The following is a 19,122-nucleotide window of genomic DNA, read 5'->3' as shown; positions in this document are numbered from 1 at the left end:
GTTCAGTTCCCGGCGGGACCAGTCCGTCCAGCGTGCCCTGATACTGCCAGTTGAGTCCGCCATCGGACGGTGCGCACGGGAATCTCCAGGTGGATGCGAAGTCGGAATCCCTTCAGCATATGCGGGAAAGTGCTTTCCCGCAGCTGCTTCCTGGCTGCGTGACAGGGCTCAGCCGGTGCTAGCGCAGGGGACTGGAGGTGCCGCACCGGCCCCAGGCTGTTGTGTCAGCCAGAGGAAGTCGGGTACGGATGGGTACGGTGGCGGGTCTGGTTCTTGGGGGCGGCGCAGCCATTTCCGCTCCGGCTCTCGGTCTGCCGGTAGATGGCTTTCGGGCAGGAGAGGGCCAGGCGCCTGATGGGGGAGTTGGTTCAGTAGCTGGTTTGGCCAGATGGGTGGTTCCCAGTCGGGGTGTTCGCTGGCGTAGCGGCGGCCTATGGGTGAAATCCAGCCGGGTGGTTCGGTGGAACTCGCCGTGGTGGGTTTCCAGGGTGTGGTGTGTTTGAGCCGGTGGTGCTTGGGGCAAGGCTGACCGAGATTGCTGATCCCGGTGGTTCCGCCCTGGTGCCAGGCGAGGAGGTGGTCGGCTTCGTTGTCCAAGGACTGGTTGTTGCAGCCGGGGAACGGGCACTTCCCGTCCCGCAATCTAAGCCATTGGCGCATCGCTTTGGGGATCCGGTAGCTGTCACGGCCGATTTCCAGCGGTGCTCCGTCGCGCGGGTCGGTCAGGACACGGTGGAACGAATCGGCGCCGTCGGCGACGAGGGTCCGCGCCATGGACGGCGGGATGGGCCCGTACCCGTCGAGCATCGCGGGTTCATCGGTCAGGCCCATCAGCGCAAACACCGGCACGGTCACGAGGACTTGGGCCTTGGGTGACGGGATCAGATCGGCCGCCCCGCCCAGAAGCCAAGCCGCGGCGCTGTCGGCGCGGAGTTGGGTGAGGGTCCTGGACTCGGTGGGGCCCTGCAGAGCGCGGGGGGCGGTGGTGGCGCGGTCCCAGATCCCGGAGGCCTGATTGGCGGGGAGGTAGGCGGAGAGCCAGGCCATGCCGTCCCGGTCCGGGGAGCATTCAAGCCGCCGGTCCGCCGCGCTGCGGGTGTGGCGTTTTTCGATGCTGTCCGGGTGGTGGCGTTCGCGCCAGGTCCGGGCCTTGTGACGGAACCGGGACGGGACCATTTCTCCGGCCGGCCCACCCCGTGCCGGGTTGGGTTCGTCCGGGTCCAAGAAATGCGCCTCCAACGCGTGCGCGGCAGCAGGATTCAGGTTGAGGGTTTCGTCAACCATGATCCGGGCGTGCTGCCACGAAATGGTCCCTGCTTCCAGGGCGGCGAGGGTCAATGGCAGAGTGGTGGTCAGGCGATGTGCCTCGCCTAGCAGCGCGTCACCCGTGCGTTCGCTGACGGTCAGGGCGCAGGCGACCTCGGCCACGATGCCCATGTCCTGGGCGGTCTGCTCCTGAGGGGAAGTGATGGGGCCCGCGATGGTCTGGGCCGCCTCGTCGTAACCGCTGGCGGCATGGACCTTCACGGCAGCGAACATGGCTTCCATCCCCACGGTCCCCGACAGGACGGTCAGGCACAGCTCAGCCTGCCAGCGAGACAGGTCCCCACACGTCGCGGACGGATCAGGTGCTAAAGGGGCATCAGCCGGGCCAGTTGCAGCCGGGCTGGCTGCTGGATCCACGGCCTTCCCACGAAGCACACCGGCCATCCGCAGGGCAGAGGCCGCGATGGTCTCCAGAATCTCTGCCGGTGCCGTGTTGTCCATACTTCCATCATGTCGAGGGGGTACGACATTTTAGGGTGACAGACTCCACATCCCGGCATGACAGGTCAGAACGCCCCGCGCCAGTAGCCTGTTCACCTCCGCCGCACTCCTGAAGGACATAACCATCAACCGCTCCGCCGCCACCAAAGCACTGACGCTGTTCACCACTCTGCTTCTCGCCAGCGCCCTCACCGGTTGTGACGCCGCCGCCCACGCCGCAGCCCAGGCCGCAACGCAGGCCGCAAACAAGGTGGCCGAAGCGGCCAGGGAAGCACAGCCGTCGGGCAACTCCGGCGAATCATCTGTGAGCCCAGCCGAGGTGGCAACGGCGCTCGCCCAGCTGGAGACTATCCCGGTGAAGGGGCGCGCACCCAAGACCGGCTACACCCGCGAGGAATTCGGCCCCGCGTGGGCGGACGTCGACCGAAACGGCTGCGATACCCGAAACGACATCCTCGCCAGGGACCTCGACGGCGAGACGTTCAAGCCCGGCACGCAGAACTGCGTCGTTACGACCGGTACGCTGGCCGACAAATACACAGGCACAACCATCGACTTTGTCCGTGGCAACACCACCAGCTCCGCCGTCCAGATCGACCACCTGGTTGCCCTCAGCGACGCCTGGCAGAAGGGCGCCCAGGAGCTCAGCGCCGAACAGCGCAGGCAGCTGGCCAACGATGCCCTGAACCTCATGGCTGCCGACGGGCCCACCAACAGCGCCAAGGGCGACAAGGATGCGGCCACCTGGCTCCCGCCAAACAAGGCGTTCCGGTGCGAATACGTAGCCCGCCAGACCGCCGTGAAGGCCAACTACAGCTTGTGGGTCACCCCGGCCGAGCGGGACGCGATCGAAGGTATCCTGGCAGCCTGCAGTTAGGCTTTGACCGCGCTCAGTCCTTGAACAGCCCCGCGAGGTCCTCGGCCGTGATCGACCCGCTGGACAGGGCGTCGCCCTCCATCACATCCGCGAACAGCTGCGACTTCCGGGCCTTCAGCGCCATGACCTTTTCCTCGATCGTGTCCTTGGCCACCAGCCGGTAGACCATGACATTCCGAGCTTGCCCGATCCGGTGCGTCCGGTCCACGGCCTGCGCCTCCGACGCGGGATTCCACCAGGGATCGAGCAGGAAAACGTAGTCGGCCTCGGTCAGGTTAAGGCCAAAGCCGCCGGCCTTCAGCGAAATCAGGAACACCGGCGCACTGCCGTTCTTGAATTCGTTGACGACGTCGGTTCGGTTCCGGGTGCCGCCGTCGAGATAGCAGAACTCGATCTTCTCCTCCACAAGCCGCTCCCGGACCTTGCCCAGGAAACCGGTGAACTGGCTGAAGATCAGCGCCCGGTGGCCCTCCGCCACCAGATCCTCCAGCTGCTCGAACAGCACGTCCAACTTCGAAGAGCGGACCCCGGACAGCGACGGATCGACCAGCGACGCGTCCAGGCTGAGCTGACGCAGCAGGGTCAGTGACTGGAAGATGGTGAACCGGTTCTTGTTCACGTCCTCGATCAGGCCCAGGATCTTCTGCCGCTCGCGCTGCAGGTGCGTCTGGTAGACCTTCTGGTGGCGCGGGTTCAGCACCACTTCGAGGATCTGCTCCTGCTTGGGCGGCAGGTCCTGGATGACCTGGTCCTTGGTGCGGCGCATCATCAGCGGACGGACGCGACGGCGGAGCTTGTCCAGCTGCCCCTTGTCGCCGTTCTTTTCCACCGGCTTCTGGTAGTACTCGGCAAACCGTTTGGGGCTGGAGAACAGGCCCGGCGCCACGATGGACGTCAGCGCCCAGAACTCCATAAGGTTGTTCTCCAGCGGGGTGCCGGTGATGGCCAGCTTGAACGCCGAGGGCAGCTTCCGGGCACACTGGTAGGCCTTGGACTGGTGGTTCTTCACAAACTGGGCCTCATCGAGCACCAGACCCGCCCAGGTCTTGGAAGCATAGGAATCGTAGTCGATCCGGAACAGCGCGTAGGACGTGATCACGATGTCCGCGCCGGCGAGTTCAACCGCCGCGTCCTGGCTGTTCTTGGCAAAGGTTTCGCTCACGATGCGAACCGTGAGCCCGGGAGCGAAGCGTGCGGCTTCCGCCGCCCAGTTGCCCACGACGCTGGTGGGGGCAACCACCAAAAAGGGAGTCACGCCGTCGGGCGCTGGAACGTCGGGCGCTGGTGTTTCAGCACCCTCAGACACAGACGCAGCCTGCTCCTTCGCCGCGCACATCAGGGCGAGTGCCTGCACGGTCTTACCCAGGCCCATGTCGTCGGCGAGGATCCCGCCGAGGCTGTGCCGGTACAGGAAGCTGAGCCAGTTGTAGCCCTCGAGCTGGTACGGCCGCAGCTCGGCATTGAGCGAGGGAGGCAGCGGCAGCCCGTTGATCCCGCCTTCGAGCAGCCCGCCCACGGCCTCACGCCAGGCGGCGGCCTGTTCATCGACAATGCCAAGCTGCGCGAGCTCGTCCCAGAGCCCGGCCTGGAAACGGCTGATCTGCAGCGGGGCGTCCTTGTTGTCCTGCAGCGAGCGGGCTTCCTCGATCAGGGCGCGCAGCTGGTGCAGTTCCGGCAAATCCAGCGAGAAGTACGCGCCGCTGGGCAGGAGCATCTTGGTCTGGCCCGCGGCCAGCGCGGAGAATACGGCGGCGAAGGAAACCGGCTGCCCCTCCAAAGAGATCTGGATGCCAAGGTCGAACCAGTCGCGCTGTTCGGTGGCCTTGGTGGAGATGGAAACGACCGGCGCTTCCTCGGCCTCGCGGTAGTCGGCGATGTCCCCGGCAGTGTCCACTGAAACGTCCGGGGCGTTCCGGAGCTCGGGCAGGACGTCTTCGGTAAAAGCGAGTGTGTCCAGGCCGTTCAGTTCGGCGGACGCGGACAGGCGTGGCGTGCCCCAGCCGCCGGTGGCCGATTCGCCCAGGGCCGGAACAACGTTCCACGGCTGGCCGATGCCCTCCAGGATGCGGGCCTCGGCGGTGTCGTCGCGGTAGCCGTGGTCGCCGGGGTGCCGCCACAGCGGTTGGGCCGTGACCAGGTTTCCGGACTTGTAGTGCCATTCCCAATGCAGCCGGACCCGGTGGTCCGCGCCGTAGTTGGCCAGCAGGGAAAGGGTCGGGAGGGCCAGGGCGGGCAGCGCCACCGACTCGTCCGTCGCCGTGACCCGGGCTGCCTGCTTCAGCTTCGGGTAGAAGCCGGTGAGGAAGCGCGTCTCGTCCTTCGCCGGAATGTGCAGCCTGCTGCCGGCCGTGACGAAGGTCAGCAGCTCCTCGCTCAGCCCGCTCTCCAGCGGCGCCAGCGTGATCACATTCTCCGCGGAAACCCCGGGCAAAGCCTCCCCGCCAGTGGTCAGGAAAATGCCGTGCGCGGGGCGGCCAATGGTCCCCACCGACGCCGGATCAACGTCTTCCCCCACAACGGTGATGGTGGGCGCGAGCTCCAGCCCGCCGTCGTCGTGCGTTGCGCCCGGAGCCGCAGCGTCCCCACCCACGGACGCGCCGTAACGGCTCAAATTAAGCCCGACGGCGGCGGGAGACTCGGCGAGCCGCACCGGCTCGGTGCCGCGGCTGTGCACCAGGGCGAGGCCGATCTTTTTGGCGTCGGTGAGCAGGCTCCACATGTTCTTCCCGGCGAACGTGTTCAGGCCCAGCCACAGCGCGGAGGAGTTATGAACCCGGTTGGCGGCGGCGGTGTGTGCGGCCAGGAATGCCTGCATCCACTCGATGTGCGCCTCGTTGCATTCGCGGCGGAAGTTCAGGTAGCTCAGGGTGTTCCAGGAGACGTCGCCGCGGATCCACTTGCCCTTGGCGCCCATGATCACGGGCCGGGCTTTGAGCTGGCGGACGCTGCGGAGCGGGTCGCGGCGGCCTGTGTAGGAGAAGTGCGGCGCCGGTTCCTCGATGTCGAACTGGAGTGCCAGCGGGATGCCGCTGATGGACTGCGTGATGCCGGGCTGCGAAATGAGCGGGCTGAGTGCCTGCTCCCAGTCGGCCAGGTCCAGGCTGGCGGGCTGGCGGGAAAGCCGGGACACTTCAGCCGGGGCCAGGAGCTGGACGCGGATGGCCGGGTTGTCCTCGGCGGCGAACAGCAGCGCGGCCACGTGCTTGCAGTCCTTGCGGACGGGGCAGCTGCAGACACCCACGGTGCAGCTCCAGCCGCCAGATTTCCGCACCAGCTTGGCCGTGGTGGAGTAAGGGACGTCGGCACCTCCCCGGACCTTGCCCAGCATCAGCCCGGTGGCGGCGTCGAACGACATCCCGGAAACCCGGCTGCCCATGGCATACGCCAACCCGGCCGCGAGGGAGCGGTCGTTAATGGCGGGGGTCTGTATTGCCAGTGCCGCACTCTCGTCCGGTTGGGATGGCATGGTGCGCGCTACTTTCAGCTGGCCACGGGGGTGCCGTGTCCGATCGGAGGTTATCTGCTTCATCTTAGTTCGCCCGGCGGGAGCCTGAAACTTCGCCTGACGTTCACTTCCGCCTCAACACGGCGCCGCCCCCGCCGACGTAGCGTGAAAGTGTCCCTAGCAGCACCCGGCATTCAGCAGTGAGGAATCCCATGACCAAGAGCCAGAACCCTGTCGTCCTGACCCAGGCCAGCATCGAAGCAGGCAGCGAGGAGGTCGTAGATGCCAACGTTTATGTGGTGAACGCCATGTACGGGAAACTGCTCGACGCCGGCGAGATCGCGCCCGCGGCGCTCGGCAGCTACTACGTTGACTTCTACGTCACGCAGTCCTTGGAGGGCGGCTTCGCCCAGTACGTGTTCACTGCGGACCGCGACGAAGTGGACCCGCTCATCCGCGAGGGCCTCGCCGGGATGGGCGCAACCGCCCACCTGGAGCTCTTCAACCGGACCGTTGCGGCGTTTGATGCCTTGTCCGACGAAGACGAAGAGCGCTACCTCGACGGCGACCTGGACACCGAGGAAGAGTCCAACGACGCCGTGCGCACCATCGAAGAGCTCGACGGCGAGTTCGAGGAACTGTTCGAAACCGAAAACATCACGGCGCTCAACGCCGCCTGGCTCCTGTCCCAGGAGGGCCTGCTGGTGCTCGACGACGAGGAGCTCGACGCCTACATCGAGCGTCAGGTTGCGCTCATCCCCAACCTGGAAGAACGCCAGGCCGCGGCCGACGAGGAAGCGCTGGAGGACGCGCCGGACTTCGAGGTCATCATCCGCGAACTCTGCGACATCGCCGGCTATGCGCTGCAGAAGATCACCATGGGCGACCCCAACTACATGCACGACGGCGAGAAGACGCTGGCCTGGCACTTCACCACGGACCACGGCGACTTCATCATGGTCGAGGACGACGAAGAGGCGTTCATGATCAACCCGGAGACCCAGGAAATCGTCGCCGCTGTTGAGTTCGAGGAAGCGGACGACGACGAGATGATCGACGCGTAGGGACCTCACCACGGTCCCGGGCCGGGTTCGTCGGAAGCTTCCGGCGACCCGGCCCGCCGTCGTTTCAGCTATTAGGTGTTCTGGTCCAGCGCCCTGGCCAGGATGTGGAGTGTGTCCAGGCGCAGCGCGACGTCCACGGCGGTGTTGGTGGTCCGGGTGACCTGGGCGAACTTCCGGCGCGGGCTGTGGAGCGAGACGTAGCCCTTCCGCATCTGGATCTCCACGCCCTCGGTGGCCGCCGCCCACGCCAGGAGCGCGTCGGCGATGGGCCGCAGCTCCGGGTGGTTGATGTACTGGCCATCGATGAGCTCGTCGGCGTCGCGCAGCATAAATTCGGGATAGCCGAACAGCTCCCACGAGACGGCGTACTGCGCATAGCCCGTGACGCCGTGCTCGTCGCGCATCCAGTGGCGGAGCTCGGCGTCGTTCCTTAGGCCCGCGGAGCGTGCCTGCTCGGCCCAGTACCCGACGTCGTGCCCCGTCTTTCGAAGGAGCAGGGCTTTGTTGCTGTCCACCATGGTCTGCCAGGTCTTGGCCGTTTTCTGCTGTTCCGGAGTGATCGCCATGCCTCGATGCTAGTGCGGTCCATGGGCCGGAGCCGGGCCCTGGAAAAGAAAATTGGGAGGCGCCGTAACTTTCCCGGTCCGGCCAGCGATGAAGGGGGTGAAGGGTTCCTCACGGAGCCGGATCTGAATTGTTCTCTAGGTTTTGGAGTGTCACATGTCGTTGTTCACTGTTCTCGCCACCAGCAAAATCGCCGCCGGAGTACTCGCCGCGGGCACCCTGGCCGTCGGTGGAACCGGCGTCGCAGCTGCTTCCGGCGCCCTCCCGGCCGATGCACAGCAGACCGCCCACGAACTGCTCGGCGCCCCGGCCCCCAAGCTGGCCGCTGACGCCACCGAGTCGGCTTCCGCAAACGCTTCCGGTAATGCAGCAGTAACCGGCGAAGCAGCCGTCTCCGAAGATGAGGTCGCAGCCGAGGCCAACGCATCCGCCGCTGCCGGCACCGCCGTGGACGCAGCTGGCGCCGCAGCCTTTGGCCTCTGCACCGCCTTCGCCAACGGTGGACTGAACGAAGCCTCCGAGGGCTTCTCGTCGCTGATCATCGCCGCCGAGGGCGAAGGCAACGTTGACGCCTTCTGCACGGACGTCGTCGCACAGGGCGCCGCCTCGGCCGACGCCGACGCTGCTGGCGAGGGCTCTGCCTCCGCCAAGGCTGAGCGCCCCGAGCTGCCCGCTGTTCCTGCCGTGCCGGCAGTTCCGGGTGTCGACGGCGAGCCGTCCGTTCCCGCCGTTCCTGCTGTTCCCGCCGTACCGGGCGACGTTGTAGACGTTCCCGCCGTTTCGGGCCACTAGGACCTGCGCAGCTAGTGTGGACTGCGGGAACCGGCTCCGGACGGACCGGATTCCCGCAGTCCACATGGCAGGCAGTCCACGTGGCAGCCAGATAGCTGACCGACCGCAGCTGACCCACAGCAGCGGAGCACGCCGCGCCGAATACCGGGATGAGCGACTACGCTGCCCGGGATGGAGGAGCCACTGGTGCTAGACACTTTGGCCGAAGAAGACATAGATACATTTGCAGACACAGCCGGTGCTGATCAGGCTGTGCTCTTCGGCGCTGTCTATCGAACCTTGTCCGGAGCGGTCCTGGGTTACCTCAAGGCCCGTGGCGTGGATGATCCCGAAGCTGTCACCCAGGATGTGTTCCTGGCGTTTTTCCCCAAGATTGGTGAGCTGACCGGCGGCCTCCAGGGCGCCAAGTCGTTGGTGTTTTCCATCGCCCACGCCCGGATGGTGGATTACTACCGGCGGGTTGAACGCAGGCCGGACTTCACTCCGTACGACCCCCTGCAGGACGGGCGCAGCACGGCGTCCGCGGAGGACCACGCCCTGGGCCACAGCGGCGGCGCGGCTGCCTTGCTTGAAGGCCTCGCCGATGAACACCGCGAGGTGCTGGCGCTGCGGGTGGTGGCGGACCTTTCCATCGAACAGGTGGCCGGCATCATGGGCAAGTCCCAGGGTGCCATCAAGCAGCTCCAACGCAGGGCCCTGCAAAACCTCAAGGACCAGACTCTTAGAAGAAACCAGGCAGATCATGAGTGACACAGCAGGCTCACGCAACGGTTCCCGCGAGGACGCGTCTGTTGACCGGTTGCTGCTGGAGGCGGGGCTGCACGACGACGGCGGCCTCCGCCCCGTCCTGCTGGAGCTCCGGGCGCTCGCAGCCGAGCAGCCGGTACCTTCCGATGCGGTTGCCGCGCTTATGAGGCCTGCCGTGACACAGACTCCTGCCGTGACACACACTGCTGTCCCGACGCCTGCGCCGAGCCGCGCGGCAGCCACCCGTCACCTGGCGGTGGCGGCATCCCCTCAATCAGAGCCCACCGTAGCCCCCGCCGAGGCAACCGGCCAGCTCACGACCGCCACCGACGAGCTCGCCGCCCGCCGTCGGGCCAAGCGGAGGATCACCCTCACCACGCTGTCCGTGGCCGTTTCGCTGGCGGCCGGCGGCGCCGTTGCCGTGGCCTCCGACCAGGGGATCCGGGATTCCATCGGCCAGGTGAACCACGCAGTAACATCCTTCGTGTCCACCGTTGGCGGCGGGCCTGCCCCCGCGCCGGTGGAGACCCCGGCTCCGGGACCGGGCCAGCCCGCCGTCCCTGCCGTAGGACCCACCGGGACGGCTGACACTGTGCCGGTTCCGGCCGTACCGGGATCCGGTTCCAGCCAGGCCACGCAGCCCGCTCCGGCCCCTTCAGGTTCAGCGCCGGCAGTGCCCCTGCCGGACCTTCCCCTCCCCGGAAACGTCACATCGGGTATGCCGGGTGGGCCGCTGAACGGCGAGGGACAGCCCCCGGCTCTGCCCCTGCCGGCCACGCCTCCAGTCCCGCTGCCCGGCCTCCATCCTTAAGCGGTCAATCCGTAAGCGGTTCGTCCGTGGGCGGTCGATCCGTAAGCGCCTGAACTGCCAGTAGCCTGAACTGTCAGTAGCTTGACGCCGCTGTCCGGATCAGTTCCCCGGCCGGCGTGGCCAGGTACCAGACGTCGTTGACGCCCTGCCCCAGGACGTCGCCGGGATTCTTGTCCTTCGCGAAGTAGTACAGCGGCAGTCCATTCAGGGTCACCTGCTTGGCCCCGTCCGGCGTCGTGATTGTCCCGAGCGTGCCGGTGACGCCTTCTGCGGCAGGCTTGGCCGCGGTGGTGAGGAGCGGTGGCCACGCGGTCAGGCACGCTCCCGTGCAGGCGCTGGTGCCGGAATCCTTCACGTCCTTGGTGAAGAAATAGACGCTTATGCCCGCGGAATCCACCACGATGTTGCCGGCGCTGGAGGATGCTGTCTTGAGGTCGACGGCGGCCGCTGCGGTGGGGGAGCCAGCGGTCGGGGCGGCGGAGGTTGCCGCTGGGCTGGTGGCCGCCGGAGTGGTGGTGGTGGTTCCGGGGCTGCCGCCGCAGCCTGCAAGTGCGGCTATGAGAGCCGCTGCGGCAAGACCTGTGCTCAAATGCTGTTTCATGGGGATGCTCCTCGGCTGGGGCCCGGCGTAGGATACCGGGCACTAACCGGTACGACGCACCAGGGTGAAGAATGGTTCAAGAACCGGTCCCCCTGTTTTCGGCGCCAGTTCCGATGGACCACCGCCAGTGAACTTTTTGCGTGCGCGGGACGTCGTATCAGCCGGAAGGTACAGGGACCGCCGGGATGGGGATCAGGGACAGGAGGGCGGCATGCCGCTGGACGAGGACGTGGTGGCAGCGATCTACCGCGAACACGGCTCCGCCCTGCGCCGTTTTGTCCTCAGCGCGTCCCGCGACCCGCAGCTGGCCGAGGACGTGGTCCAGGAGACCGTGCTGCGCGTCTGGCAGCAGGCCCCGGACATCACCGGAAGCCTCCGCAGCTACCTGTTCCGTACAGCGCGGAACATCATGATCGACAACTACCGCAAAGCCCAAAGGCGCCCGGCCGAAGTGATGGAACGCGAACTCGCCGATCCCGCCGAGGCCGTGGAACGCGTGGATGAACTCCTGAACCGTGTGCTGATGGAAGAGGCGCTGCTGCGGCTCAGTACCGAACACCGCGATGTCCTCGTGGCCCTCCACTACCGCCGTTTCACCGTCAACGAGGCCGCCGTGCAGCTGAACATCCCCAGCGGAACCGTGAAGTCCCGGGCCCATTACGCCGTTAGGGCGCTGCGGGCCATCCTCGATGAGATGGGGGTGGAGCGGTGAACGCCTCTGAGCTGCACCAGCTGCTGGGCGCCTACGTGCTCGGCGGGCTTGACCCCGCGGATTCGCAACGTTTCGAAGCCCACCTCGAAGACTGCGCGGACTGCCGGACCGAACTCGCCGAGCTCGAAAGCCTGCCGGCCCTGCTCGATGCGCTTCCCATCCCGGATGCGGTGGCGCTCACCGGGAGCGCCCGCCCCGGGGTGGCCCCTGAGCCAGCCAGCTCCGTGCCGCGCAGGGTCCTCGATGAACTGGCCACCCGGCGTCGTAAATTACGACTGCGGTGGGCGGCCGTGGTGGGCGCCGTCGCCGCGGCGTGCCTCGCCTTGGGGGTGGCCGCGGCCCCGCTGCTCAGCCGGCCGCCGGAGCCGGACGCCAGCTACTCGGTCCAGTCCGGCAATGGCCTTCAGTTCAGCATCGACCTTGCCCGGAAAACATGGGGCACCGAGCTGGCCGTGAACGGCAGCAAACTGCCGCTGGACGGAACCCTCTCGCTCTGGATCCGGGACCGCGACGGCGGCGAGGACCGGGCATTTGCCTGGACCGCGACGCCGAGCGGGAGGGTGAAGGTCATGGGCGCCACGCCACTTCAGCTGGCCAGCATCGCCAGCCTGGAACTGCGGGACGAAACCCAGCACGCCGTGGCTGTGATTACGGTGCCGTGATCCCTTTGCCGGCGATCACGGTCCGGTGTTCACGGTGCTTGGCGGGCGCGGAACTCGGCCACCAGGGCCGGATCCTCGCAGGCCCGGGCAAACGCGTCGATCCTCTTAGTGATCTCACGGCCCAAAAGCCAGGCGCCCATTCGTTCAGCCACCGGCCGCAACCAGGCCGGGCGGCACGAAAAGGTGTACTTCCAGACCGCGCGGGTGCCGCCGTCGTCCGCGGTGAAACGCCAGCCGCCACCGAACTTCCCGAAAAACCACGGTCCGGACACCATGGTCATACCCACGTTCCTGGGTGGCGAATAGGAAACGTATTCGCTCACCATCACCAGGCCCAGGCGGGACACGGTCCGTGTCCGGACGCCCTTTCCGGCGGACGTTGCGCTGTTCAGGAAACCTTGGGCCGAGATGAACGGGTCCCATTTGAGCCGGAACGCGCCGGTGGTCTGGGAGAGGGCAAAGACTGTCTCCGGATCGAGGCGGATGAGTCGTTCGGCGCGTACCTGGGGCATGGACCCACCCTAACCGGAGGCCGGGTGTTCCGGGTTGGTGGGCATTCCGGGCCGGTCCCGGAGAATGCGCCCATCCCTACATTTTGGCCAGACGAGCCCGGACCACCATATAGAGTCCGTAGCAGATGAGGCCGGCGCCCACGGCGGCCAGTAAATACACGCCGAAGGGCTGGTCGCGCAGGGCCCTGAGTCCACCGTCCAGGCCCGTGGATTCATCCGGATGGGCCTGCAGGGTGGCGATGGAGATGAGCATCCCGGTCAGCAGCAGGACTATGCCTTTGGCGACGTAGCCGGTCACGCCCAAGGCGGAGACGGCCGTCCGGGCAGAGCGGGAAACGGGCATCGTGAGGTGCTTCTCGAACGTCTTCTTGATTCCGCGGATGCCGTAGATGATCCCGGTGATGGCCATGCCCAGACCCACGAGGACCAGCAGTGCTACGCCGCCGGGGGCCTTCATGACGGCGACGGTGAGGTCGCTCGCCGATTGCTGGTTGTCGCCCCCGGACCCTGTGCCCATGGCGAAGCTGGCCAGTGTCACGGCGAGCCCGGCAAACACCACGGCCTGCGCTGCCGCTTTGGCCTTTTTACCGACTTTGTCCTTGGTGGGCAGTCGGTTGTAGTCGAAGACGGCGTCGCTGGCCTGCCAGACGGCAAGGGCCGCGCAGGCGGCAAAGCTTGCCCACAGGAGGAACGGCCCGGCGGGCTGGCTGGCCAGTTCGGAAACAGCCCCGCTGAAGTCAGCATTCCCCGAACCACCCATGGCGAGGCGGATTGCGATGGCGCCCACCAGGAAGTGCAATAGGCCGCTTACCGCGAAACCCACCCTCGCCAGCAACTCCAGTGCGCGTGAGTTGGTGACGTCCTCCGCCGCACCTGCGGCGTCTTTGAGTTCTCTTTTGATGGCGCTTCCTTCGGGCCAGCGCCCGAGGGGCGCAGATTTGCGTGCCCCCCGCACAACCCCATCGTGCCACGCGAAGCCGGCCCCGAACAGTACCAACTTTTGCGCACCGCGGACCGACAGTAACTGCGTGTGCGTTGGTGTGCCCGGCGATGGGGAGGGTTCCCCATCGCGGGAGAATTGCCACCATGCGACGATATGTCCAGCGATAGAACTAACTCTTAATACTCTCCGGGGGAGACACCATGACTTTTTACGGCGCGGACGTCAGCCAGTTGCGGGAGCTGGCGAGGGCCGTTGACAAGGCGGCCGCGCTGCTCAGCAGCCGGGCCAGCTCCCTGCAGGGCCAGATCCAGTCCGCGCCATGGAAGGGTGCCGACGGCGAGCTGTTCCGGCAGGACTGGTCCGGCAACCACCGCCCCAGCCTGGAGCGGGTGGCATCCAGCCTCCGCCACAACTCCAAGCTGCTCCTGCAGCACGCAAACGAACAGGAACAGTCCTCTGCCGCGACCGGCGGCGGCAGCAGTGGCGGGTGGCGGGACCAGCGTCCTGGACAAAATCAAGGACCTGGGCAGCCGCGCCCAGAACTGGCTGGAGGAACGGGTAGCGAAGGCGGCAGCGGCTGAGGCCTACCGCCAGGAGCTGAAGGAGGACATGGATGGCATGCTCAAGGCCAGCCCGGAAGAGCAAGCCAAGTGGTGGGCCAGCCTGTCCGAGGCGGACCGGAAATACCTGATCGAAGGCGAAGACGGGAACGGCCCGTTCAAACGACACCAAGCTCGAGAAGCTCTGACGTCCCGTGCCGGATCCGCACCTGCCAGCCAGCCCAGCCAAGTCTTACCGCTAAGGAGCAACCATGTCAGTTCATATCGAGTCCCCGCTGGGATTCACGGCAGACTTCCCCGAGCACACCCAGGTTCTGGAGGACTCCGCCGCCGGGCCAAACACCGAGCAGTATGGCCTGCTGGGCGGTGTCCTGGTGACGGTCATCAAGGACGACACCTCCGTGACCGGCGCCGCGCAGGCTAACGGCTGGGCACACCTGATGTCAGGCTTCTACCTTGAAGACCGGGCCGGGACCATCCTCACCGAAGGCGAACTGAACGTACCCGGTAAGTCCTCGTACGCCGTCGTGGTTGGATACACGGATCCGGCAGGCGAGGCGAGGGTCGCGGCCACTGTGGGTGTTTGGGAGAACAGCCGCTTCATCGGTGTTGTGGTGATCTGGCCGTACGTGAACCCGGAGATCGAGCCGCGGCTGGGGATGCTCAAGGAGATCGTCGCCTCCATCAGCGTGAACTGACCCCAACTAAGTAGCGCTAACTGCCGTTTTGAGCCTTCAAAACGGCAGTTAGCGCTACTTACATTTCAAGGCTCAGCGCCGGCGGTAGCAGAGGTCGAAGATCAGCCGGCCGGCCTCGTGGGCCTTCGCCTCGAAACTCGTGCGGATCCGGCCTTCAAAGCGCGGCGCCCAGCCGCCCGTTTCATCAACACCCTCGTTGGGGCCTGTATGCGCGGTACTCACCGGCGCCCGGCCTTCGCGGACGGGCGCGCCGCCCACGAGAGTTTCGACGCCGGATTGCCACACCTGGGTGAGCGGACTTTCCGGCCCGTGGCGCTCGCCGGTGTGGAGGTTTTCGAAGTCCGGAGAGTCCGCGAGGACGTCGCGGACGTGGACAGCGTAGTTGGACCAGTCCGTGGCGACCCGCCACAGTCCGCCCTTGGTGAGTGCCCGTGCTGCCAGCTCGGCGAACTCCGGCTGGATGAGGCGGCGTTTGTGGTGCCGTGACTTGTGCCAGGGATCGGGGAAGAACACCCACAGCTCGCTGACGGATCCTGCCGGCAGCATGGTGGCGAGGACCTCGGGCGCGTTGGCTTCCACCACCCGGACGTTGTTCAGCCCGCGGCTGTTGATTTTGATGATGGTGTTGGCCAGCCCCGGTGTATAGACCTCGACCGCCAGGAAGTCCGTGTCCGGGTTCTCCTCGGCCGCGTGGCAGATGGCATCGCCCAGCCCCGAACCGATTTCCACAATCAGCGGTGCCTTGCGGCCGAACTCGGCCTCAGCGTCGAAGGTGTAGTCCGGGTGGACCGACGTGTTCGCGATGTGCCGGGGCACGTCCAGCGCCCACCGGTCCGAGTGTTCTTCCCACGCCGTCTGACGGCGCCCCTGGAGGCGGGTGCCGCGGCGCACAAAGCTCACCGGCCTGCCCCCGTACGTGCCGAAAGACGCCTGGGTACCGGGCGTCACCGGGCGCGGGACATGCGGAGGCTGGGGGGATTCTGGGGATTCGCTCATCCCTTCCAGAATACCCGGGGCCCACGCCCACGGCTTGGGCACTCACCTGAGCCACGAACGGGACGCGATGGAACGCGAAAATGGTCGCCCTGCGAGGTCGGAAAGGAAATGAAATCTCAGAAGAGGATCATAAAGTCCCCGTCCCTGAGCACGAGCACCAGGCCCACGGCAACCTCGGCCGCCGATATCCACAACGCGGCCACACCAGCCCGCCAACCGTTTGACCGACGCACAAATACGCGGAGCGAAACAATGCCGAGCGTCACTGCAAGCAGGCCAAACAGCGCCGGATAGCTCCACAGCACCAACGGTGCGACCCAGTCCAGCCGCCCAGGGCCCTCCGAAGGCCTCGTAAAGAAGGCCGCCAATAGGCTGAAGGGCACAGTCAGAAACATGCTCGCCGGGGCAATGAGGCTGAAGGCGAGGCTGGCTGTCCCCTCGCCACTGCCATGCGCCTTCGGCGAGGCCGGGGCGGACGCAACGGACGGATCGTGCAATGGTGCGAGGCTCATGGCTTCTCCCGAATGTTATGGCTGGGTACCGCATGCTGATCCCACGGTAGTTTCGCTCCAGGCGGGCAACCAGCCCTTTTCTGGTCTATGTGGATAACTCCGCGTGGCAACGAAGCCTGACAGAATGGGTCCCGTGACCCGTGCTGACAACGTTGACGTGCCTGGACTGCTGATCGACGCCGAAATCGACGACATCCCCCCAGCAGCCCCGACGCGCCTTCCGGGCCAATCGGGCAGCGGACCGGAGAGCCCGCAGAGCAGCCGCCGGGCCCTGGCCTATCTGGGCCTCTGCCTGGTGCTTATCGGGCTGAACCTCCGCACGGTTTTCTCCAGTTTCGCCGCGGTTCTTCCGGAGATCACGTCCGACGCCGGCCTCCCGGGCTGGGCCGTTGTGGTGCTCACCACCGTGCCAGTCACGCTCCTGGGTGTTTTCGCACCGCTGGCCCCTGTCCTTGCCCGCCGGTTTGGCGCCGAACGTGTCCTGCTAGGCGCCATGGCAGTACTCACGGCGGGGCTGCTGCTGCGGCCCGCGGACATCGGCGGCCTGGTTCCCGGTGCCGGCCATCTGCCTACCTTGCTGGCGGGAACTGCTGCCTGCGGTGCCGCCATCGCCCTGTGCAACGTGCTGCTGCCAGGGCTGGTGAAGCGCGATTTCCCGCACCGGCTGGGACTCATGGGCGGGCTATACACCACGGCCATCTGCGCCTCTGCCGCCCTCGGAGCCGGCTTTACCTACCCCGTCTTCTCGGCGACGGGGGAGTGGACCTCGGCGCTGTGGTTCTGGGCGGTTCCTGCCGCCGTCGTACTTTTGCTGTTCCTTCCGGTGGCACTTCGCCAGCACCCTGTCCGGCACCAGGCCGGCAACCTCGGCGTCAACGTGTGGCGTTCGGCGGTGGCATGGCAGGTGACCATCTTCATGGTGCTGCAGGCCATGATGTCCTTCAGCGTTTTTGCCTGGCTGGCGCCGATCCTGCGCGAACGCGGCGTGGACGGCGCAACGGCAGGCCTGATGGTGTCCGTTTCGATCGTGCTCCAGATGACGGGTTCGCTGTTTGCCCCTGCACTGGCGGCGAGGTTCCGTGACCAGCGGGCCATCGCGGTGGTGGTGGCGCTGATGACCGGCGGCGGATTTGCGCTGAGCATCTTCGGACCCCTGGAACTCATCTGGGGGTGGACCTCGCTGCTGGGATTGGGGCAGGGAAGCCTCACCGCGGTGGCCCTGACCATGATCATGCTGCGGACGCGCGACGGCCACACCGCCGCGCACTTGTCCGGGATGATGCAGGGCGTGGGCTACGGGCTGGGTTCCACCGGCACGCTGATGGTGGGCCAGCTGCACCAGGCCACGGGATCGTTCACGGCCGCCGGGGTGCTGTTCCTGGTGGTCGGTTCGCTGGCCGCGGTGTTCGGTTACCGCGCGGGCCGGAACCGCTACGTCGGCGGCTCCAGCCGATCGGGCCATTAGCGTGCCCGATTCCGCCCTGCCGGCCACGCATTCCGCCACCACAGCCGGGATCCTGCAGCGACCGTACCTGTGGGTGACCATCGGCGCGTGTGCCCTGGTGTTCCTCGCGGCCTTCGAATCGCTCGCCGTGACCACCATCATGCCTGTCGTCAGCCGCGAGCTCGACGGCGCCAGCCTGTATGCGCTGGCCTTCGCCGGGCCGCTGGCCACCGGTGTGATCGGGATGGTGGCGGCCGGAAACTGGTCGGACCGCCGCGGCCCAACAGTCCCGCTGCACGCCTCCGTGGCGTTGTTCGTGCTGGGCCTGATCATCGCGGGCACGGCCGTGTCCATGCCCATGTTGGTTGCCGGCCGCCTGGTGCAGGGGCTTGGCGGCGGGGCGCTGACGGTTGCGCTCTACGTGGTGGTGGCCCGCGTCTACCCGGCCGTCCTGCACCCCGGGATTTTTGCCGCCTTCTCGGCCGCGTGGGTGATCCCGTCCCTGGTGGGCCCGTTCGCGGCCGGCATCGTGGCGGAGGTCCTGAGCTGGCACTGGGTGTTCCTGGGTGTGGTGGGCCTGGTGGTGCCCGCCCTCGTGATGATTGTTCCAGTGCTCCGCGGCATCGACCGGCCTTCTGTGCAGGCCACGGTCCCGCCCTGGGCGCTGGGCCGCCTGGCCTGGGCGGCGCTCGCCGCGCTCGCTGTGCTGGGGCTGAACCTCTCCGCCGGAGTCACTATCGCGGGCGTTCCCGCAGCCCCGGCACTCCTGGCCGCGGCCGCCGTCGTGACTGCCCTCGTGGCCGTGCGGCCGCTGGTACCGCGCGGAACGCTGCTCGCCCGCCGCGGCCTCCCCAGCGTGATCCTGACCCGCGGCCTGGCGTCTGCCGCATTCTTCGGTGCCGAGGTCTACCTGCCGTACCTGCTGATCGAGGAGTACCAGTTCCCACCGACGTTCGCCGGCCTGGCACTCACCGGAGGCGCGTTGTCGTGGGCAGCCGCCGCCGCCATTCAGGGCCGCCTCGGCACCCGGCTGCAGCACCGGGCAGCGGTGCGCATCGGCTCAGCGCTGGTGCTGGGAGCCATTCTCCTCACGTTGGCGACGTCGGCGCTCCACTGGCCCGCCGCCGTCGCGATTGCCGGCTGGCTCTTCGCCGGCGGCGGCATGGGGCTGCTGTATCCGCGGCTCAGCGTGATGACGCTCGCCATGTCCACCAAGGAAAACGAGGGCTTCAACAGCTCGGCGATGTCCATCTCGGACTCGCTGGGCGGGGCGCTGGCGCTCGCCGCCACGGGCATCGTGTTCGCGGCGTTTACGACGACGGCGGGATCGTTCGCGGGGGTCTTCGCACTGACGGCGGTGGTGGCCGTCGCCGCGGTTGCGGTGGCGCCGCGGGTTTCCCGCTAACGCCCGGAGT

At 66.9% G+C, this 19,122-nt stretch carries 19 protein-coding genes; 11 read left to right on the top strand and 8 right to left on the bottom strand.

Going from position 1 to position 19,122, the window contains the following annotated elements; translation table 11 throughout:
• Positions 1-168 precede the first annotated feature (168 nt).
• A complete protein-coding gene (locus tag ACX80X_RS04585; RefSeq protein WP_459311358.1) occupies positions 169-1,767 on the bottom strand; it encodes an HNH endonuclease signature motif containing protein in 1,599 nt (532 codons plus the stop codon).
• Positions 1,768-2,071: 304 nt separating this feature from the next.
• On the opposite strand from ACX80X_RS04585, the gene ACX80X_RS04580 reads away from it, so the two are divergent.
• On the top strand, positions 2,072-2,644 hold the full coding sequence (locus ACX80X_RS04580; protein WP_459311356.1) for an HNH endonuclease family protein: 573 nt from the start codon (positions 2,072-2,074) through the stop codon (positions 2,642-2,644).
• Between the two features lie 13 nt (positions 2,645-2,657).
• On the opposite strand, the gene ACX80X_RS04575 is transcribed toward ACX80X_RS04580, so the two are convergent.
• Positions 2,658-6,110 (bottom strand): DEAD/DEAH box helicase, encoded by a 3,453-nt coding sequence (locus ACX80X_RS04575; protein ID WP_459311354.1) that lies wholly within the window; start codon positions 6,108-6,110, stop codon positions 2,658-2,660.
• Positions 6,111-6,301: 191 nt separating this feature from the next.
• On the opposite strand from ACX80X_RS04575, the gene ACX80X_RS04570 reads away from it, so the two are divergent.
• Positions 6,302-7,153, top strand: coding sequence for a DMP19 family protein (locus tag ACX80X_RS04570; RefSeq protein ID WP_459311352.1), 852 nt, complete (start codon positions 6,302-6,304; stop codon positions 7,151-7,153).
• 71 nt (positions 7,154-7,224) lie between these two features.
• Here the strand turns inward: ACX80X_RS04570 and ACX80X_RS04565 are convergent, their stop codons facing one another.
• Positions 7,225-7,719 carry a DUF5655 domain-containing protein gene (locus tag ACX80X_RS04565; RefSeq protein ID WP_459311350.1) on the bottom strand — a complete coding sequence of 165 codons (495 nt, stop codon included), beginning with the start codon at positions 7,717-7,719 and terminating at the stop codon, positions 7,225-7,227.
• Between the two features lie 154 nt (positions 7,720-7,873).
• Between ACX80X_RS04565 and ACX80X_RS04560 the strand changes: the two genes are divergently transcribed.
• The 3 genes from ACX80X_RS04560 to ACX80X_RS04550 all read left to right on the top strand — a co-directional run bounded on the left by ACX80X_RS04560 (position 7,874) and on the right by ACX80X_RS04550 (position 10,067).
• Positions 7,874-8,509, top strand: a complete 636-nt coding sequence (locus ACX80X_RS04560; protein WP_252599089.1) for a protein tyrosine phosphatase — start codon at positions 7,874-7,876, stop codon at positions 8,507-8,509.
• A 186-nt stretch (positions 8,510-8,695) separates the two neighbouring features.
• Positions 8,696-9,259 (top strand): RNA polymerase sigma factor, encoded by a 564-nt coding sequence (locus ACX80X_RS04555; RefSeq protein WP_374209992.1) that lies wholly within the window; start codon positions 8,696-8,698, stop codon positions 9,257-9,259.
• Positions 9,252-10,067 (top strand): hypothetical protein, encoded by an 816-nt coding sequence (locus ACX80X_RS04550; protein ID WP_459311348.1) that lies wholly within the window; start codon positions 9,252-9,254, stop codon positions 10,065-10,067. The genes ACX80X_RS04555 and ACX80X_RS04550 overlap by 8 nt, the downstream gene beginning before the upstream one ends.
• A gap of 73 nt (positions 10,068-10,140) precedes the next feature.
• On the opposite strand, the gene ACX80X_RS04545 is transcribed toward ACX80X_RS04550, so the two are convergent.
• A complete protein-coding gene (locus ACX80X_RS04545; protein WP_459311346.1) occupies positions 10,141-10,668 on the bottom strand; it encodes a COG4315 family predicted lipoprotein in 528 nt (175 codons plus the stop codon).
• 211 nt (positions 10,669-10,879) lie between these two features.
• Here ACX80X_RS04545 and ACX80X_RS04540 point away from each other — a divergent pair, with 211 nt between their 5' ends.
• The gene (locus ACX80X_RS04540) at positions 10,880-11,380 is read left to right on the top strand and encodes a sigma-70 family RNA polymerase sigma factor (protein ID WP_252599083.1); all 501 of its coding nucleotides are present in this window, start codon (positions 10,880-10,882) and stop codon (positions 11,378-11,380) included.
• Positions 11,377-12,042: an anti-sigma factor family protein gene (locus ACX80X_RS04535; RefSeq protein ID WP_252599082.1), complete on the top strand. Its 666-nt coding sequence runs from the start codon at positions 11,377-11,379 to the stop codon at positions 12,040-12,042. Before ACX80X_RS04540 ends, ACX80X_RS04535 begins: the two co-directional genes overlap by 4 nt.
• A 29-nt stretch (positions 12,043-12,071) precedes the next feature.
• On the opposite strand, the gene ACX80X_RS04530 is transcribed toward ACX80X_RS04535, so the two are convergent.
• Both ACX80X_RS04530 and ACX80X_RS04525 read right to left on the bottom strand, forming a co-directional pair.
• The gene (locus ACX80X_RS04530) at positions 12,072-12,554 is read right to left on the bottom strand and encodes a type II toxin-antitoxin system RatA family toxin (RefSeq protein ID WP_252599081.1); all 483 of its coding nucleotides are present in this window, start codon (positions 12,552-12,554) and stop codon (positions 12,072-12,074) included.
• Positions 12,555-12,630: 76 nt separating this feature from the next.
• A complete protein-coding gene (locus tag ACX80X_RS04525) occupies positions 12,631-13,509 on the bottom strand; it encodes a DUF1206 domain-containing protein (RefSeq protein ID WP_252599080.1) in 879 nt (292 codons plus the stop codon).
• A 188-nt stretch (positions 13,510-13,697) separates the two neighbouring features.
• Between ACX80X_RS04525 and ACX80X_RS04520 the strand changes: the two genes are divergently transcribed.
• Together ACX80X_RS04520 and ACX80X_RS04515 are read left to right on the top strand one after the other, a co-directional pair.
• Complete coding sequence (locus ACX80X_RS04520; protein WP_252599079.1) at positions 13,698-14,078, top strand: hypothetical protein; 381 nt, start codon at positions 13,698-13,700, stop codon at positions 14,076-14,078.
• Between the two features lie 230 nt (positions 14,079-14,308).
• The gene (locus ACX80X_RS04515) at positions 14,309-14,755 is read left to right on the top strand and encodes a hypothetical protein (RefSeq protein ID WP_104063209.1); all 447 of its coding nucleotides are present in this window, start codon (positions 14,309-14,311) and stop codon (positions 14,753-14,755) included.
• A gap of 72 nt (positions 14,756-14,827) precedes the next feature.
• Here ACX80X_RS04515 and trmB read toward each other — a convergent pair whose 3' ends face one another.
• Both trmB and ACX80X_RS04505 read right to left on the bottom strand, forming a co-directional pair.
• Entirely contained in the window at positions 14,828-15,751 is a 924-nt protein-coding gene (gene trmB / locus ACX80X_RS04510; RefSeq protein ID WP_104063208.1) for a tRNA (guanosine(46)-N7)-methyltransferase TrmB, read from the bottom strand.
• A gap of 116 nt (positions 15,752-15,867) precedes the next feature.
• On the bottom strand, positions 15,868-16,263 hold the full coding sequence (locus ACX80X_RS04505; RefSeq protein ID WP_252599077.1) for a hypothetical protein: 396 nt from the start codon (positions 16,261-16,263) through the stop codon (positions 15,868-15,870).
• A 124-nt stretch (positions 16,264-16,387) separates the two neighbouring features.
• On the opposite strand from ACX80X_RS04505, the gene ACX80X_RS04500 reads away from it, so the two are divergent.
• Both ACX80X_RS04500 and ACX80X_RS04495 read left to right on the top strand, forming a co-directional pair.
• A complete protein-coding gene (locus tag ACX80X_RS04500; RefSeq protein ID WP_374209919.1) occupies positions 16,388-17,728 on the top strand; it encodes a CynX/NimT family MFS transporter in 1,341 nt (446 codons plus the stop codon).
• A gap of 1 nt (position 17,729) precedes the next feature.
• Positions 17,730-19,112, top strand: a complete 1,383-nt coding sequence (locus ACX80X_RS04495) for an MFS transporter (protein ID WP_252599075.1) — start codon at positions 17,730-17,732, stop codon at positions 19,110-19,112.
• Positions 19,113-19,122 lie beyond the last annotated feature (10 nt).

It is taken from the genome of Pseudarthrobacter sp. MDT3-1 (assembly GCF_054510755.1).
Note: the sequence above shows the minus strand (reverse complement) of the source record. Positions and strands in the feature narration are given on the sequence as shown.